Source organism: Pseudomonas carassii (assembly GCF_036324045.1).
GTDB lineage: Bacteria > Pseudomonadota > Gammaproteobacteria > Pseudomonadales > Pseudomonadaceae > Aquipseudomonas > Aquipseudomonas peradeniyensis.
Genome location: NZ_JAZDCT010000021.1, coordinates 1 through 16043, shown reverse-complemented (window position 1 = coordinate 16043; position 16043 = coordinate 1). Strand labels below are relative to the sequence as shown.

Below are 16043 nucleotides of genomic sequence, written 5' to 3'. Positions count from 1 at the left end.
TACAGTAAGGCTTTTGACCGACGCGAGCTTCTGCATGAATCTACTGCGCCCTACCCTGTTGACGCTGGCCTGCCTGATGGCCCTTCCCGGCCACGCCGACGACCTGCCGTCACTGGGCGACGCCAGCTCCGCGATCGTCTCGCCGCAACAGGAACACCAGCTCGGTCGCGCCTGGCTGAGCCTGTTGCGCGGCCAGGTCAACCAGCTGAACGACCCGCAGCTCAAGGACTTCGTCGAAACCAGCGTGTACAAGTTGGCAGAGACCAGCCAACTGCAGGACCGGCGCCTGGAGTTCATCCTCATCGACAGCAAGGAACTCAACGCCTTTGCCGCGCCCGGCGGTATCGTCGGGGTCAACGGCGGCCTGTTCCTCAACGCGCAGACCGAAGGCGAGTATGCCTCGGTGCTGGCCCACGAACTGGCGCACTTGTCGCAACGCCACTTCGCCCGTGGTGTCGAAGCCCAGCAGCGCATGCAGTTGCCAATGATGGCCGCGCTGCTTGCAGGTATCGTCCTGGCCGCCGGCGGTGGCGGCGATGCCGGCATCGGTGTGATTGCCGGTACCCAGGCGGCGGCGATCCAGGAGCAGCGGCGCTTCTCCCGGCAGAACGAACAGGAAGCCGACCGTTTCGGCATCCTCAACCTGGAAAAGGCCGGCTACGACCCGCGCAATATGCCGTCGATGTTCGAACGCCTGGCCCGCCAGTACCGCTACGATGCCAAGCCGCCGGAATTCCTGCTGACCCACCCGGTCACCGAATCGCGTATCGCCGACACCCGTAACCGTGCCGAACAGGCGCCCAAGGGCGGGGTCGAGGACAGCCTGCGCTACCAGCTGATCCGCGCCCGTGTCGCCCTCACCTACGAAGGCACCCCGGGCCTGGCCGCCAAGCGCTTCCGCGCCCAGCTCGACGAGAATCCACAGATGGACGCCGCGCGCTATGGCCTGGCACTGGCGCAGATCAAGGGTGGCCAGCTCAACGAAGCGCGGGAGAACCTCAAGCCGCTGCTGGCCAAGGCGCCCAACGACATTACCTACAACCTCGCGCAGATCGACCTGGACATCACCAACAACCGCCTGGCCGATGCCCAGCAACGCGCCCAGCGCATGCAGGCGCTGTACCCGGCCAACTATCCGTTGAAACAGGTGCGCGCCGACCTGCTGATCAAGCAGAACAAGCCGGCCGAGGCGGAGAAGGTGCTGGACGACCTGGTCAAGAACCGCCCGGACGACCCGGACGTGTGGTACGACGTCGCCGAAGTGCGCGGGCTGTCGGGCAACACCATCGGCCTGCACCGCGCCCGCGCCGAGTACTTCACCCTGGTCGGTGATTTCGACCAGGCGATCCAGCAGCTCGACTACGCCAAGCGCCGCTCGGGCAGCAACTTCCCGCTGGCCTCGCAGATCGACCAGCGCCAGCGCGAGATCATGGAGCAGCAGCGAATGGTCAAGGAGATGATGGGGCGCTAGGCGTCAGAACCGATAACCCTGTAGGAGCGGCCTTGCGCCGCGAAAGGGCCGCAGAGCGGCCCCAGGATGTTCAGGGTCACGCAATAAACAGGGGCCGCTTCGCGGCCCTTTCCGGCCGGTCCGGCGCCCCGGCAAGGCCGCTCCTACAGGGTGATGTCAGGCGTTACCCGACAACTTCAACCGCGCCGCCTGGGTGAAATCGAGCATGCGGTTCAGCGGCTTGATCGCCTTGGGAATCAGCGCAGGCTCGACGAAGATCTCGTTGCTACCCTTGCGCAGGCAGTCCAGCGTGCGTTCCAAAGTATTCATCGCCATCCAAGGGCAGTGCGCGCAGCTGCGGCAGGCCGCGCCGTTGCCGGCGGTCGGCGCCTCGACGAATTCCTTGTCCGGGCACAGCTGCTGCATCTTGTAGAAGATGCCGCGGTCGGTGGCGACGATGAAGGTCTTGTTCGGCAGGGTCTGCGCCGCCTTGATCAGCTGGCTGGTGGAACCCACCGCGTCGGCCAGCTCGATCACCGCTTCCGGCGACTCCGGGTGAACCAGGATCGCCGCGTCCGGGTATAGCGCTTTCATGTCGGCCAGCTGGCGCGACTTGAACTCTTCGTGAACGATGCAGGCACCGTCCCACAGCAACATGTCGGCACCGGTCTGCTTCTGAATGTAGCGACCCAGGTGCTGGTCAGGACCCCAGATGATGGTCTCGCCGTTGTCCATCAGGCTTTCGACGATCTCCAACGCGCAGCTGGAGGTCACCACCCAGTCGGCACGGGCCTTCACTGCGGCGGAGGTGTTGGCATAGACCACCACGGTGCGCTCGGGATGCTGGTCGCAGAACGCCGAGAACGCCTCCACCGGGCATCCCAGGTCGAGGGAGCAGGTCGCCTCCAGGGTGGGCATCAGCACGCGCTTTTCCGGGGTGAGGATCTTCGCGGTCTCGCCCATGAAACGCACGCCCGCCACCACCACGGTCTCGGCCGGGTGGTTCTTGCCGAAGCGCGCCATCTCCAGCGAGTCGGACACGCAGCCACCGGTTTCCTCGGCCAGGGCCTGGATCACCGGGTCGCAATAGTAGTGGGCCACCAGCACGGCGTTCTGCTTTTTCAGCTCGGCGGCGATGGCCGCACGGTATTCGGCCTCCTGCGCGGGCGTCAGCGGGTTGGGCTGCTTGGCATCGAGGTGGGCCTGGACCAACAGGCGTTCGGAAATCTGGGTCATGATCGCTGGACCTGCGGGGCGCTTGAGCGCGTCAGTCGAGTGTATCACCCGGCCCTGGCAGATCGGCTAATGGTGCCGGACGGCCAGCGTCTCGGCCCCTCTGCGGGCGCGGATTCTTATCGGACGCGAAGGCTACAGGCAATCGGAGGGATGCAAAAGGGGTTTTTGCGGGGCGAGACAATCGCGGGGCAAGCCCGCTCCCACGAAGACGACGGGAGCGGGTCTGCCTGAGGGATCAGCCCTGCGGCTGGAGTGCCGCCAGATGGCCGCTGATCAACATGGCGAACTCTTCGACGGTCATCTTCTTGCCGTTGAAGTCGACCATGCCGTCGGCGTATTGCAGGCTCGACACCACGTCGCTGCCCTGCACCGTGGCCATGCCGCTCTGCAGCGCCATCATGCCGACCATTTCACCGGCCTGGCTGGACTGCTGGGCGATGGTCTGGGCATCGGTCTCGCCCGCGAGCAGCGCCTGCAAGGTGGCCAGGTCGGCGACCATCGGCTTGGAAACGCTGAGTTTGGCCTTCAGTTGCGTCAGCAGCTGCTTGCCCAACTGGTCAGGCGGCAGGTCGAACGAGCTCGGGCTGGCAAAGTCCATCGCCAGGTTGAAGTGGCTCTCGCCATTGGCGGTCTTGAACGCCAGCTTCTCCACCGCCACCTGTGGCTTGGCCACCAGCAGCTTCTGCAGGTCGCCCTGGACCTTGGCCTGTTCCTCCGGGGTCATCTCCAGCGACGGCGCTTCACCATCGGCGGCGGCCTGCTGCATCTGCGGCAACTGGGTCTGGTACCACTCCATCAACGCCTGCATGGCCGGAATGTCGATGGACTTCATGGTCAGGACCATTTCCGCGCTGCCCACCTTGCGGCCGGCGTAGCTGATGTCGTCGACCTTGTACTCCAGGCGCCCGGCCAGTTTGTCCTTGGCCTCGCCCTCGGCGTTGTACAGGTTGTTCTGCTGCAGCCCCTTGAGCACCAGCACTTCCTGCTTCGGCCCGAAGGTCACCTGGGTGTCGGCCAGGGCCAGGTCGAAGTTGCCGACATAAACCATGTCGTGGGCGGTCTCAGTGAGCCTGCCACCGGCCTTGAAACCGTTGAGCAGGATCTTCACCGGCGCCTGCTGCTCGTCGACGAAGTTCAGCTCGAGGCGCTCGGCGCTGCTGTGGATCTCCACCGCCTTGCCTTCGCGGTCGCCGCGCAGCTTGAGCTGCAGGCCGGAGAAGTCCAGGACATTGCCGCCGTCTTCCTTGAGCGTGACCGGCGCCAGGCGGATATCGCTGTCGACGCTGCCGTCGTAGCCGAGGCTGACCTGGGCGGTGACCGGCGCCTTGTCGCCAGCGGCGGTGAACCAGCCGGTGGTGAAGTCATCCTTGTCCAGCGCGCTGTTGCTGGTGGCCATGACCGGCATCAGCTTGAAGGCCTTGACCCGCGACCAGGGGAACGGACCGTGCTCGATCTGGTCGGTCACGCCCACCTGGAAGTTCAGTGCTTCGGCTTCGCCGACCTGCACGTTCTCGGCCTTCAGGCGGTAGTGCGCGGTGCTGGTGAAGAAGTGCTGGTCCAGCGAGACCAGCTCGATGGTCATGCTGCCGCCGTTGCCGGCCAGGGCTTTCTTCAGCTCTTCGTTGCCGCGGGCAACGGAGCGCTCCAGCTCCGCGGGCAACTGCTTGCCGGTGTACCAGGCGCCAGCGGTGGTTGCGACGGCGATGGCCACGGCCAGACCGGAAAGGATGCCTACTGATTTCTTCATGAATAGAACCGATTGCTGTCCATATAGGGCTGATAGGCCCCCTCGAATGGGGGTATGCAAGATTAGCACTGACCGGCCCGGCGTGAGACGCAAGTTTTCGCATCGTTATCCGCGGTCGCCCAGGTCCAGGCTCATGCGCAACTGGTCGGCGAACAGAAAACCGTCGCAACACACCCCCGGTATCTCGCTGTCAACCTGGAAACCATGGGCCCGGTACAAGCGCTGCGCCAGCTGGTTGTCGGCGTCCACATCCAGTTGCAGGCGCCCATGCCCCGCCGCCCGTGCCCGGGCGATGGCGCCTCGCAGCAGCCGCGTGCCAAGCCCCCGCCCGCGCGCCTGGGGCGCCACGGCCAGGTTGTACAGCCACAACGCATCGTGACCAGGCCGGGGATGGCGCGCCACCGACCGCTGCAGGCGGCGGATCACCCGCAACCCGGACAACCCCGGATAGAAACGCAGTATCGAGGTGAGCAAGGCCAGGTCGAAACGGGTCTTTTCGCGGGCACCAAGCGTAGCCACAACCCCTTGGCACTCCCCTGCCTGCACCAGCACCCGATGCCGGGCATGGCCAAACCAACCCAGGTTGCGGGCAAAGGCGTGCGCCAGGTAAGGCTCCAGATGGCGTGTCCCGTAGATGAACGCCAGGGGTTGCGGCGCGATGCTGGCGACCAGCGGCACGACCTGGCCGACATGCCCGGCATCGGCGAGCTGCCCGCCCATGTCCAGTGTGTCAGTCACCCTTGAGCACTCCCATGCTGCGCAGCAGGCGGATGGCGTTGGTGTTGCGCGAAATGCCGTGGCGCAGCTGATAGTTGAAGCGCAGCACCTGTGCCTCGCCCTCTTCGAAACCTTCTTCGAAGTAGATGTTGCGGCCCAGCCCCTGGAGTTCAGGCGCGGTGGCCAGCGCCACGTTGTGGGTGGTGAGCATGCCCAGTGCCTGATGGGCGCAGAGGGTGCGCAGGATCTCGATGATCGCCAGGTTGCGCTCCTTCTCGTTGGTGCCCTTGAGCAGCTCGTCGAGCAGGTACAGCACCGGCTCCGCTGCCTGGCGCACGGTGTCGATCACCGCCTTGACCTGCATGACCTCGCTCATGAAGTACGACAATCCCTGTTCCAGCGAATCGCTGACCGAGATCGACGACACCATGCGCATTCGCCCGAAAGCGAAATGCCGCGCCGCCACCACCGAGCCGGCCTGTGCCAGGCGCAGATTGAGGGCCACGGTACGCATGTAGGTGGTCTTGCCCGACATGTTGGAGCCCGTAATCACCGTGACCCGCCCCGGTACCAGCTCAATCGGGTTGGCGACCACCCGCTCCGGGTGAATCAGCGGATGACAGGCCGCCTCGGCATGAATCTCGGCCTCGCCGATGGCTTCGGCCCGACACCAGCCCGGGTTCTCGTCCGCCAATCCGGCAAAGGCCGCCAGGGCCTCCAGCTCGGCGACCACCTCCAGCCACTCGGGCAAGCGACGACATTGCTCGCGCTTCCAGCGGGCCAGGGCACGGGCGCAATGGAAGTCCCAGAGCAGCAGGGCCTGGGCGAACACGCTGACGGTCGGGTTGTGCCGCAGCCGGGCGTAGCCGAGGATGCCGTCAAGCTGGCGAATCGCCGCTGCCGGTGCCCGGCCATCAGCCTGCAGGCGCGCCACCTGGCGGCTCAGACCCGGGCTGTCGAAGCGCTGCGCAACGGCCAGGGCCAACCAGTCCGACAAGCCGCCAAGCGCATCGGCGGTATCGTCCGCACCGTCGAACACCTTGTGCCAGGCCTTGGCCCGCCAGCCGTAGAACATCAGATTGACCACGATGCAGGCCAGCAACGCCAACGGCGGCACCACGCCGGCCAGCACCGCCACGACGCCACCCAGGCTGGCGAGCGTGGCAAGCAACCCCAGCACGACCTGCGCCGGCGGGAACACCCCGGCATCCACCCGAACCACCCATGCGGCCAGCCGCCCCAGCCCGTAGCCACGCGCATTGATCTGCAGTGCGTGAGCCGCCAGGGCCTGACGCAGACTCCGGCGCTCGGCCAACTCGGCAATGGCCGCCTGGCGTTCGGCCAGCTGGGCCGTGGTGGCCGGCAGGGTCAGCCAGGCAGCGATGCGTTCGTCGCCCAGGCTGGTGGACTGGCTGAACAACAGCTGGCCCAGCGATGCCGGGCCAAACAGGTTGATGTCCAGGTCCTGCTTGTCGAACAGTGGACGCAGGCTGGCTGGACACGCGGGCAGGTCGTCGAAACGCCGGTCCAGCCGCGCCAGGGCCCACTGATTGAGCGTGTCCCGGTGCTGTTGGTGGGCGATACGCTCGCGCAGGCCGGCATGACGCCGGACCAGCGCCACGAACAGCACCAGGCAACCGCCGAAGGCCAACCACAGCCACGGCGCGAAGCCGTTCTCATAGCCATGCCAGGCCAGGGTGGGCATGGCCAGGAACACCAGCAGGCGCGCCCACTCGGTCTTGCGCAGGCGTGCCGACAGCCGGACGACCTGTTGCCGATGACGGCTCGACCTGGCCGTGAAGTCGTCACGCAGGGCCTGCCGGTTCCGCTTCTGACTGGGCGACGGCGCGGAAGACGCGACGTTGGCCGGGCTGCTTGATATCGAACATTTCTGCGACATGAGGTCCTAGGATCCTGTTCAGGACGGGGTTCTTCAGCTTCAGGTACAGGCCGCTGCCGCTGAGCTGCGAGCCGAGGTTCTGCTTGACGAAATAGTTGGTGATGCCGAGGTCGACCCGCTCCGTGGCCGGCGAGGCAAACCGGCGCAACAGGTCGATGTGCAGCACATAGTAGGCGTTAACCGGCAGGTCCACGGCATAGTCACGGCCGAACAGGAACGGGTTGATGACCCGCTCGCCCACACCGCTGAGCACGAACGCCACGGCCCGGTCATGCGGATCAAGCAACACCGAGAACACGGCCTGGTCACTGCCTTGCAGGCGCTGAAGGAAAGCCAGTGGCAATTGCTCGCGCTGGTACTCGGTCGCATGCTGGTGTGTACACACATACAGCTCGTACAGCCGCTCGAGGCCGGGCACCTCGCCCTCATGGTGAAGCACCCGGTAACCGGAGGTTTCGAAACTGCTCAGTGCCTTCTTGAGGATCTTGCGGCTGTTGGCCTTGAGCCGGGCGTAATGCCCTGCCCAGTCCAGGCCGTGCAGGTGGATGAGCGCCAGGGGGTAGTTGTGGCAATGACGAAAGCCGCGCCTGTGCAGCAGGCCGTCGAATGCGGCATGACTGGCGTTCTCGCGGTCCAGGTCACGCACCACGTGCACCCGGGCACGCGGCAGCGCCCGTTCGGCACTGGTCACCAGCAGCGCGAACAGTTCGTCCTGGTCATGCTCCGGCGCTACCCACCAGTGCTGCCCTGCCGTTTCGAAACAGCCCAGCATGGCCACCCGCAGCATGCCGATCCGCGGCACCAGCCGCCGCAGCGGGCCAACGCCACGGCGCAACCAGGCTGGCGCTTCGGCCATCAGGTCCAGGTCCTGCTGGGTGACGAACAGCATCCCGGCGACTTGCGCCGATCCAGGCCGGCGCGCCACCAGGTAGCGGTAGTCACGATCGTGGAAACAAGCCTCGACCACCTGCATGAACGCGTGGCTGCGAAACGGATGATGGAAGGCCAGGGTGCTGTCCCACAGGCTCTGGTCGAGGTCGTCGATGCTGTCGAAAACCTGCACCTGCCAGGTATCCAGGTCGTAGGTTTCAATCAGCATGGTCGAGCAATCCTTGGGCCTTGAGACTGTCCAGGTAGGCATCGTGGTGCTTGAACACATTGCGCAGCGCCGGAATCTGCGGCGCCGGGAACAGTCCGTCGCGCAGCAGGTACAACAGTCGGTTGACCCAGCCTCGACGATGGCGGATGTAGAAATACAGCGGTGAGGAAACGGCCCCGATGCTGAACTTGGCCTCGTAGCTGGTCTGGCCCAGCTCGATGTACGGCACGCCACAACGCTCGGCCTCCTCGACGATGCGGTACAGGCAGTTGAAATACAGGCTGCCGGCATCGCGATAGGCGTAATCGATGCCCAGGTACAGCGGATGCAACGCATCGCCCGCGAGGAACAACTCGAACGCCACCAGACGCTGCTCATCGAAGCAGAGCAAGGCGTAGGCCTGGGTACCAAGGCAGTGGCAGACCTCACGGAAGAACGCTTCGGAGAGACGCTCGAATCGGGTGCTGGAGCGTTCGAGCACGTTCAGGTAGAGCCGATGCATTTGTGCCGCATGATCGGCGAAGTTCGCTTCGACCACCCAGCGCAAGCCCGCTTCGTCGAACGTCCTGCGGCGCTTCTTCAACACGTTGCGGTACTTGCTGAGCATGTTGTCGACATACCCCATGCCATTCACCGCCGCAGTGCTCACAAAGGTGGTGTCGGGGCTGCGGCACAACAGGTAGTGCTCGCCGAATGCCGCTGAAAGCCGACGCTGCAGGGCCTGGTCGAACTCCTTGAGGCAGACGAAACCGATACCCAACGCGTCGGCCCTGGCCTGCAGTTCCTGATGCAGCATCGCAAGCACCGGATCCCAGGCCCCCTCCCGTACCCCGGGCAGGCCCAGCAGGTCGGAACAGATCGCCAACGGGCTGCCGATGACGAACAGGCGTGCCTTGAGCAAGCGCCCATACACCCTGCGCGCCTGCCGCACCACGGCCTGAACCTCCACCGGCGCGAGGTCGGACAACGAATAGTCCATCACGAAGCACGGCACGATGCCGACCAACCGCCCGTCACGCAGCACCCTGAGGTAATGAAAGCTGTCGACGATGCCCGCTCGCTCCAGTGCCTGCTGCAGTTCGTACGAGGCGGTCACCCTGCCGACGCCGAAGCAGGCCTGCCATTCGCTCCGTCCGATATCACTCAGTTGCCGGGTCCACTCAAACACGACGGCCATCCCGGGCTCCGTGCGCATCGATCAGCCGCAGTGTCCGGCCAACGTCGGTGATGGCCTCGATGCTGTAGTCGAGTTCTTCTCGGGTGAGATTGGCACTGAGGTTGATGCGCACCCGGGCACGCGAACGGCTCACCGCCGGGTGAGCCACCGGATTGACGTAAACGCCGCGCAGGTGCAAGGCCTTGGCCAGCTCGTAGGCCTTGTGCTCTTCGTAGGTCATCAGCGGGATGATGCTGCTGCGTGTGTCGAGCAGGTCGAAGCCACGGGCGCGCAGGGTCGCGACAAAGTACTCGGTCTTGTCGCGCAATTGCTCGATGATCTGTGGCGAAGCCTCCAGCACATCCAGCGCGGCGATGATCGAGGCCAGCACAGGGGGCGGCAGCGACGCCGAGAAAATGTAAGGGTTGGCGCCTGCACGCAAGAGGCTGGCGGTTTCATGGCGAGTGGCGATGAAGCCGCCGACACCCGGCAACCCCTTGCTCAGGCTGCCGGTCAGCACATCGACCTGCCCCGCCACCCCGAACAACGCCGGCGTGCCCCGCCCATGGGGCCCCAGGTGCCCCGTGCCATGGGCATCGTCGACGACCAGGAAGGCGTTGTAGCGCCTGGCGAGTTCGGCGATCCGGTCCAGCGGAGCAAGGTCGCCGTCCATGCTGAACACGCCATCGGTGACGATGAACTTGCGCTGTTGCGCGGGAAGGCGCTGCAGGTGGCTCTCCAGGCTGCGTAGCGAGGCATGGCGGTAAGGCACTACCCGCGCCGCGCTCAGACGCAGGCCATCGACGATCGACTGGTGATTGAGCATGTCGCTGAGCACCACGTCGCCCTCGCGGCACAGGGTGCCCAGGGCTGCCAGGTTGGCGGCGAACCCCGACGAGAAGGTGATCACCGCCTCGACCCCGAGGAACTGCGCCAGGCGCCGCTCCATCTCCAGGTGCAGCTCGCTGGTACCGTTGAGCAGGCGCACGCCGCTGGAGGTGGTGCCGTAATGGCGTATGGCGTCGATGGCCGCCTCGTTGATACGGGGATGGCCATTGAGCCCGGAGTAGTTGTACGACCCCAGGTGCAACACGTCACGGCGCTCGGGGACCCTGGCATGCTCGCTGAAGCTGACCGAGGCATGCTTGGTCGGCATCGAATGGAACACCCGCCCGATGACGTCCATGTAGCCCTGCCCCACCAGACTTTCGAGGCGTTCGAGCAGGCTCTCCAGGGCCTGGTTGTCGCGGGCCAGCCGCTGGGGCTGCGCCCCGTCGTCGGCCGAGCCCCGCAAGGCGCTAGTCGGGTTCATCAATCACTCCTTGATCAACAATGGATTGCGCCGCACGGCCAGCAGGGGCAGGCAGCAGCTCAGGATTGCCAACAGCAGCAACCAGGCTCCGCCGGTCGCCTGCCACCACAGGAACAGGCTGGCCAGCGCCAGCCCCAGATACAACGGCCAGCGCAGGTGCGCCAGGCCGGACTCTCGGTGCCCGGCGCTATTGGCCGCCAACAGGAATGCGAGCGCCGCCAGGGCCGCCTGCCCCGGCGGCAGGACGGCGTACTGGGTCACCAGGAAAAAACCGAGGAACAAGGCCGGCAGGTAGTCCGGCCAGGCGAACGCGCCCTGCCCCAGGCTGGCGTGTTGCTCGACGACCCGGGTATGCGCCGGACTGCCGAACAGCACCCGCAACTTGCCGCGCAACCCGCTGGCCTCCCGCGCCGAACGCAGGCAATGCCGATAGAGGAAGAAGTTCAGGTGGCCAGGCGAGCCCGGCTGGCTGATCGGCGTGGTCACCCCGTAACGCACCGGCTCCTGAGGCAGTTCACGCTGGTAGGTACCGAACAGGCGGTCCCAGATCACCAGGAAACAGCCGAAGTTCTTGTCCAGGTAGCGATCATTGCTGGCGTGATGGACCCGATGCTGGGACGGCGTGACCAGGATTCGCTCCAGCACGCCCAGCTCAGGGATCAGTGGCGAATGGATGAAGAACTGGTAGATCAGCTGCGCGGCCACCACCAGCAGGTAGTGTTGCAGGGGGATGCCCAGCACCGCCATGGGCAGAAAGAACAGCCAGACGGTGAAATTGCCCAGCCAGCCTATGCGCACGGCGGTCGTGAGATTGAAGGCCGTACCGCAGTGGTGGATCAGGTGATTGCACCAGAGCAGCGCGCATTTGTGATGGGCCCAGTGATTGACCCAGTACAGGAAGTCATAGACGAGGAAGGCAAAGGCGATGTTCGCCCAGGGGTTGCCCAGGTCCAGCCCCAGTGACCAATGGCTGTGCAGGTAAGCATAAAGCCCTAGGCTGGTCGCGGCGAACAGCACGCCGACCGCCAGGTTGCCGATGCCGAGGACGAAATTGACCAGTCCCTCGGCCGGGTGCCAGTCCGCTGTCCGGCGCCAGGCCAGCCATGCCCCCTCGACCACGATCGAGCCGAGTACCAGCACCAGCAGGTAATCCAGAAACGCCGCGCTCTCCATGCCAGCTCCCTTGCCCAGGGCGTGCCAGGATTGGCGCGCCAGCAGACTCCTGATCCGTGGAGCCCGGCCCGGCCAACCCGTTGCAGGGCCGCCAGGCGAGTACTTTTACTAGAACGAATCACCCTAGAAGGGATAAAGGAAAAATCCATGACAGCCGTCGCAAGCGCGACGTATTTCGTCACAGCACATTTCAGGTAAGCGTTAATTTTTATCAACACACATAACGAGGAAAACACTCAAAAAACGACGAAAAAAACCAAAATATCGACTATTCGTTCAATAAAAATTCACACAAACCCGACATGCTGTCGTGTTTCACTTGACACCCCCACCCCCTTCGTCGTTTATTTTTCCCGCTTTGCGTCGCGCCCGATAAACCACAACTACAGGCAAGCGCCCCGATCATGCCGATCCCGTCCTCGAATCATCTTCGCCACCCCCTCGTGCACGTCCGCCATCCACGCCCCGGCCCCTCGATCGGCTGATCCGCGTACCTTCTGCCACGCCCTCGGGCGTTACCTGCCGCTCCAACTACAAATGGTGAATAACATGGAGCCCATCCGCACGTCCTTGCCGCACACCTCCGTCCGCCCGCCAGAGGAGGCACGCCATGCAGCCTGACGCCCAGTTCCGCAAGTCCCTGCGTCTCTGGCATGTGGTGATCATCGGCCTGGCCTACCTCACCCCGATGACCGTGTTCGACACCTTCGGCATCGTCTCCGGCATCACCGCCGGGCATGTACCCAGCGCCTACCTCCTGGCCCTGGCCGGCATCCTGTTCACCGCCGTGAGCTACGGCACCCTGGTGCGACGCTTCCCGCAATCGGGCTCGGCCTATACCTACACCCAGCGCGCCATCAACCCGCACGTGGGCTTCCTGGTGGGCTGGTCGTCGCTGCTGGACTACCTGCTGCTGCCCATGGTCAACGCGCTGCTGGCCAAGCTCTACCTGTCAGCGATGTTCCCCGAGGTACCGGCCTGGGTGTGGGTGGCCGGTTTCGTCACCCTGATCAGCCTGATCAACATGCGCAGCGTCAACCTGGTGGCGCACTTCAACCTGCTGTTCGTCGCCGTGCAGGTGGCGATCATCGGGGTGTTCATCTACCTGTGCTGGCGTGGCCTGGACCACGGCGAGGGGTTGGGCACCGCCTGGAGCCTGGTGCCGTTCGCCGACGACCAGACCCAGTTCGCCGCCCTGGCCGCCGGCGCGACCATCCTGTGCTTCTCGTTCCTGGGCTTCGACGCGGTGACCTGCCTGTCGGAAGAGACCCGCGACCCGGGCAAGACCATCCCACGAGCGATCTTCCTCACCGCGCTGATCGGCGGCGTGGTGTTCATCGGCGTGTCCTACTTCATCCAGGCGTACTTCCCGACCATGGCGCGTTTCCATGACCAGGAAGCGGCCCTGCCGGAAATCGCCCTGTACGTCGGTGGCAAGCTGTTCCAGTCGATCTTCATCGCCTGCACGGTGATCAACACCATCGCCTCGGGCCTGGCCTCGCAGACCAGCGTGTCGCGCCTGCTGTACGTGATGGGCCGCGACAACGTGATCCCGGCCGGGGTATTTGCCCGCCTGCACCCGCGTTACAAGACCCCGGTGCTGAACATTGCCGTGGTCGGCCTGATCTCGCTGTCGGCGATCTTCTTCGACCTGGTCACCGCCACCTCGGTGATCAACTTCGGCGCGCTGGTGGCATTCAGCTTCGTCAACCTGTCGGTGATCAACCACTGCTACATCCGCGAGGGCCGGAACAAGGGACTGACGAACAACCTCAAGTATCTGGTGGCGCCGACGATAGGCTTCTGCATCATCGTCTCGCTGTGGCTGGACCTGAACGAACACTCGTTGTTGTTCGGCGGTGTCTGGGCCCTGCTTGGCGTGCTCTACCTGGCCTGGCTGACCAAGGCCTTCAGGGTAGCGCCACCGAACTGCATCGCCGACTGACCCCGCCGACGCCCGCCTGACTGCGGGCGTCCTGTTTGCCCGAGAAGGAAAAGCCCATGCTGCTGCGCCGTCTCTCCATCCAGTGGAAGATCACCCTGCTTGCCGGCCTGTGCCTGCTGGCCATCGTCGCCCTGCTGGTGGCCACCTCGCTCACCCAGGCCCGGCGCAGCGCCGAGCAGGTGTTCCAGGCCAACACCGAGCTGCTCGACCACAGCGCCCGCCTGCGCCTGCAGGCCCACGGCGAGACCCAGGCCCTGCGTATCCAGCGCTACTTCATGGACGCCTACCAATACGGCAACGGCTTCGCCCGCCTGGTACAGGCGCTCAAGGCCCGTGGCGGCGCCGACCTGCGCGCCGACCTCAGCCGCGAGGCGCGCGCCGCCCTGGCCGGCAACGCCGACCTGATCGGCCTGTACCTGGTGTTCCAGCCCAACGCCCTGGACCAGCAGGACGCCCGCTTCGTCGGCCAGGTCGACAACGGCAGCAACGACAGCGGCCGCTTCTCCCTGTACTGGTCGCAGCCCGGCACCGGTAACCTCGAGGTGGAGGCAATGCCCGAGTCGATGCTCGCCGACACCAGCATCGGCGCCAACGGGTCGCCCTACAACCGCTGGCTGACCTGCCCGCTGGAGACCGCCAAGGCCTGCGTGCTCGACCCGTACTTCGACGAGGTCAACGGTCACCAGGTGCTGATGACCAGCATCGCCCTGCCGCTGCTGGAAAATGGCAAGGTGGTGGGCGTGGTCGGCCTGGACATCGGCCTGGACAACCTGCAGCAACTGAGCCTGGCTGGCCGCCAGGAGCTGTTCGATGGCCAGGGCCAGGTCAGCATCGTCAGCCCTTCGGGCCTGCTCGCCGGCCACAGCCAGGACGCCAACCAGCTGAGCAAGACCGTGGAGCAGGCCTTCGGCGCCAGCGCCACCGCGCTGGCCGGCCCGCTGCGCGCCGGCCAGGCGGTCGAGCGTCTGGACGATGGCACCATGCGCATTTCCCGCCCTTTCGCCCCAATCCCCGGCGCGGCGCCGTGGCAGGTCCTGCTTGAGCTGCCCGAGCAGGTGCTGCAGGCTCCCGCCGTCGCCCTCAACCAGCGCCTGGACAGTCAGAACCAGAGCGCCAACCTGGTCAGCCTGCTGATCGGCCTGGGCGCCGCCGTGCTGGGGCTGCTGCTGGTGTGGCTGACCGCTCGCGGCGTAACCCGGCCGATCCTGGCCGTGGCCGCCCGCCTGAAGGACATCGCCAGCGGCGAAGGCGACCTGACCCGGCGCCTGGACTACGCCCGCGACGACGAACTGGGCCAGCTGACCGGCTGGTTCAACCGTTTCCTCGACAAGCTCCAGCCGGTGATCGCCCAGCTCAAGGGTTCCCTGCAGGAGGCCCGTGGTACGGCCGACCAGTCGGCGCTGATCGCCAGCCAGACCAGTGACGGCATGCAGCAACAGCACCGCGAGATCGAGCAGGTGGCCACCGCCGCCAACGAGATGAGCGCCACTGCCCACGACGTCGCCCACAATGCCGCCCAGGCGGCCCAAGCCGCTCGCGGCGCTGACCAGGCGACCCGTGACGGCCTGGCGCGGGTGGCCGCCACCCGCGAGGCGATCGGCGAGCTGGCTGGTGGCATGGACGCGGCCATGGAAGAGGCACGCGCCCTGGAAAGCCGCGGCGAGCAGATCGGCTCGGTGCTCGAGGTGATTCGCGCCATCGCCGAGCAGACCAACCTGCTGGCGCTCAACGCCGCCATCGAGGCCGCCCGCGCTGGTGAAGCCGGGCGTGGTTTCGCGGTGGTCGCCGACGAGGTGCGCAACCTGGCCCAGCGTACGCAGGTCTCGGTGGAGGAGATCCGCCAGGTGATCGAGGGGCTGCAGCAAGGCACCCAGGACGTGGTCGGCGCGATGCACGCCGGCCAGCGCCAGGCTCAGGACAGCGCCGCGCAGATGGAGCAGACGCTGCCGGCGCTGCAGCGGATCGGCGAGGCAGTGGCGGTCATCACCGACATGAACCTGCAGATCGCCTCGGCGGCCGAGGAACAGAGCGCCGTGGCCGAGGAGGTCAACCGTAACGTGGCGGGTATACGTGATGTGACCGAGTCGCTGGCCGGACAGGCCGATGAGTCGGCGCGGATCAGCCAGGCGCTGAACCGTTTGGCCAACCAGCAGCAGGTATTGATGGAGCAGTTCCGGGTGTAGTTGTTGGTTGATCTTGATCTTGATCTTGATCTTGATCGCAAGGTTAACCCCTTCCCCGCTAGCGACAGCTACGCCAGCCCAGGCGCCGCCCGTAACTTCGCGACTTCAGGAGGCCGAACGCAGGT

11 protein-coding genes and 1 pseudogene are annotated in these 16043 nt (G+C 65.5%); 4 read left to right on the top strand and 8 right to left on the bottom strand.

Annotation, left to right across the window (positions count from 1 at the left end; all coding sequences use genetic code 11):
* Positions 1-34: 34 nt before the first annotated feature.
* The gene (locus V0R62_RS16230) at positions 35-1471 is read left to right on the top strand and encodes a M48 family metalloprotease (protein ID WP_186733979.1); all 1437 of its coding nucleotides are present in this window, start codon (positions 35-37) and stop codon (positions 1469-1471) included.
* Between the two features lie 156 nt (positions 1472-1627).
* Here V0R62_RS16230 and nadA read toward each other — a convergent pair whose 3' ends face one another.
* The 8 genes from nadA to V0R62_RS16190 form a co-directional block, all read right to left on the bottom strand.
* On the bottom strand, positions 1628-2686 hold the full coding sequence (nadA, locus tag V0R62_RS16225) for a quinolinate synthase NadA (protein ID WP_062574878.1): 1059 nt from the start codon (positions 2684-2686) through the stop codon (positions 1628-1630).
* 235 nt (positions 2687-2921) lie between these two features.
* The gene (locus V0R62_RS16220) at positions 2922-4433 is read right to left on the bottom strand and encodes a YdgA family protein (RefSeq protein ID WP_330104480.1); all 1512 of its coding nucleotides are present in this window, start codon (positions 4431-4433) and stop codon (positions 2922-2924) included.
* 105 nt (positions 4434-4538) lie between these two features.
* Positions 4539-5171: a GNAT family N-acetyltransferase gene (locus V0R62_RS16215; protein WP_330104479.1), complete on the bottom strand. Its 633-nt coding sequence runs from the start codon at positions 5169-5171 to the stop codon at positions 4539-4541.
* Positions 5164-7050 carry a MutS-related protein gene (locus V0R62_RS16210; protein ID WP_330104478.1) on the bottom strand — a complete coding sequence of 629 codons (1887 nt, stop codon included), beginning with the start codon at positions 7048-7050 and terminating at the stop codon, positions 5164-5166. The genes V0R62_RS16215 and V0R62_RS16210 overlap by 8 nt, the downstream gene beginning before the upstream one ends.
* Positions 6956-8149, bottom strand: coding sequence for a GNAT family N-acetyltransferase (locus V0R62_RS16205; RefSeq protein ID WP_330104477.1), 1194 nt, complete (start codon positions 8147-8149; stop codon positions 6956-6958). Before V0R62_RS16205 ends, V0R62_RS16210 begins: the two co-directional genes overlap by 95 nt.
* Positions 8139-9326 (bottom strand): GNAT family N-acetyltransferase, encoded by a 1188-nt coding sequence (locus V0R62_RS16200; RefSeq protein ID WP_330104476.1) that lies wholly within the window; start codon positions 9324-9326, stop codon positions 8139-8141. The genes V0R62_RS16205 and V0R62_RS16200 overlap by 11 nt, the downstream gene beginning before the upstream one ends.
* Complete coding sequence (locus V0R62_RS16195) at positions 9310-10617, bottom strand: aminotransferase class I/II-fold pyridoxal phosphate-dependent enzyme (protein ID WP_330104475.1); 1308 nt, start codon at positions 10615-10617, stop codon at positions 9310-9312. The genes V0R62_RS16200 and V0R62_RS16195 overlap by 17 nt, the downstream gene beginning before the upstream one ends.
* Before the next feature lie 3 nt (positions 10618-10620).
* A complete protein-coding gene (locus V0R62_RS16190; RefSeq protein ID WP_330104474.1) occupies positions 10621-11790 on the bottom strand; it encodes a sterol desaturase family protein in 1170 nt (389 codons plus the stop codon).
* A 610-nt stretch (positions 11791-12400) separates the two neighbouring features.
* Here V0R62_RS16190 and V0R62_RS16185 point away from each other — a divergent pair.
* From V0R62_RS16185 to V0R62_RS26865, 3 genes and pseudogenes are all read left to right on the top strand, one after another.
* Positions 12401-13735 carry an APC family permease gene (locus V0R62_RS16185; protein ID WP_050704275.1) on the top strand — a complete coding sequence of 445 codons (1335 nt, stop codon included), beginning with the start codon at positions 12401-12403 and terminating at the stop codon, positions 13733-13735.
* A gap of 56 nt (positions 13736-13791) precedes the next feature.
* Positions 13792-15060 (top strand): annotated as a pseudogene (locus V0R62_RS26870) (PDC sensor domain-containing protein); the annotation flags it as partial.
* A 102-nt stretch (positions 15061-15162) separates the two neighbouring features.
* Positions 15163-15918 (top strand): methyl-accepting chemotaxis protein, encoded by a 756-nt coding sequence (locus V0R62_RS26865; RefSeq protein WP_408005694.1) that lies wholly within the window; start codon positions 15163-15165, stop codon positions 15916-15918.
* Positions 15919-16043 lie beyond the last annotated feature (125 nt).

Coding starts and splice junctions, on each gene's coding strand:
- V0R62_RS16230 (WP_186733979.1), top strand. CDS start 35: ATGAATCTACTGCGCCCTACCCTGTTGACGCTGGCCTGCCTGATGGCC.
- nadA (WP_062574878.1), bottom strand. CDS start 2,686: ATGACCCAGATTTCCGAACGCCTGTTGGTCCAGGCCCACCTCGATGCC.
- V0R62_RS16220 (WP_330104480.1), bottom strand. CDS start 4,433: ATGAAGAAATCAGTAGGCATCCTTTCCGGTCTGGCCGTGGCCATCGCC.
- V0R62_RS16210 (WP_330104478.1), bottom strand. CDS start 7,050: ATGTCGCAGAAATGTTCGATATCAAGCAGCCCGGCCAACGTCGCGTCT.
- V0R62_RS16205 (WP_330104477.1), bottom strand. CDS start 8,149: ATGCTGATTGAAACCTACGACCTGGATACCTGGCAGGTGCAGGTTTTC.
- V0R62_RS16200 (WP_330104476.1), bottom strand. CDS start 9,326: ATGGCCGTCGTGTTTGAGTGGACCCGGCAACTGAGTGATATCGGACGG.
- V0R62_RS16195 (WP_330104475.1), bottom strand. CDS start 10,617: ATGAACCCGACTAGCGCCTTGCGGGGCTCGGCCGACGACGGGGCGCAG.
- V0R62_RS16190 (WP_330104474.1), bottom strand. CDS start 11,790: ATGGAGAGCGCGGCGTTTCTGGATTACCTGCTGGTGCTGGTACTCGGC.
- V0R62_RS16185 (WP_050704275.1), top strand. CDS start 12,401: ATGCAGCCTGACGCCCAGTTCCGCAAGTCCCTGCGTCTCTGGCATGTG.
- V0R62_RS26865 (WP_408005694.1), top strand. CDS start 15,163: ATGCAGCAACAGCACCGCGAGATCGAGCAGGTGGCCACCGCCGCCAAC.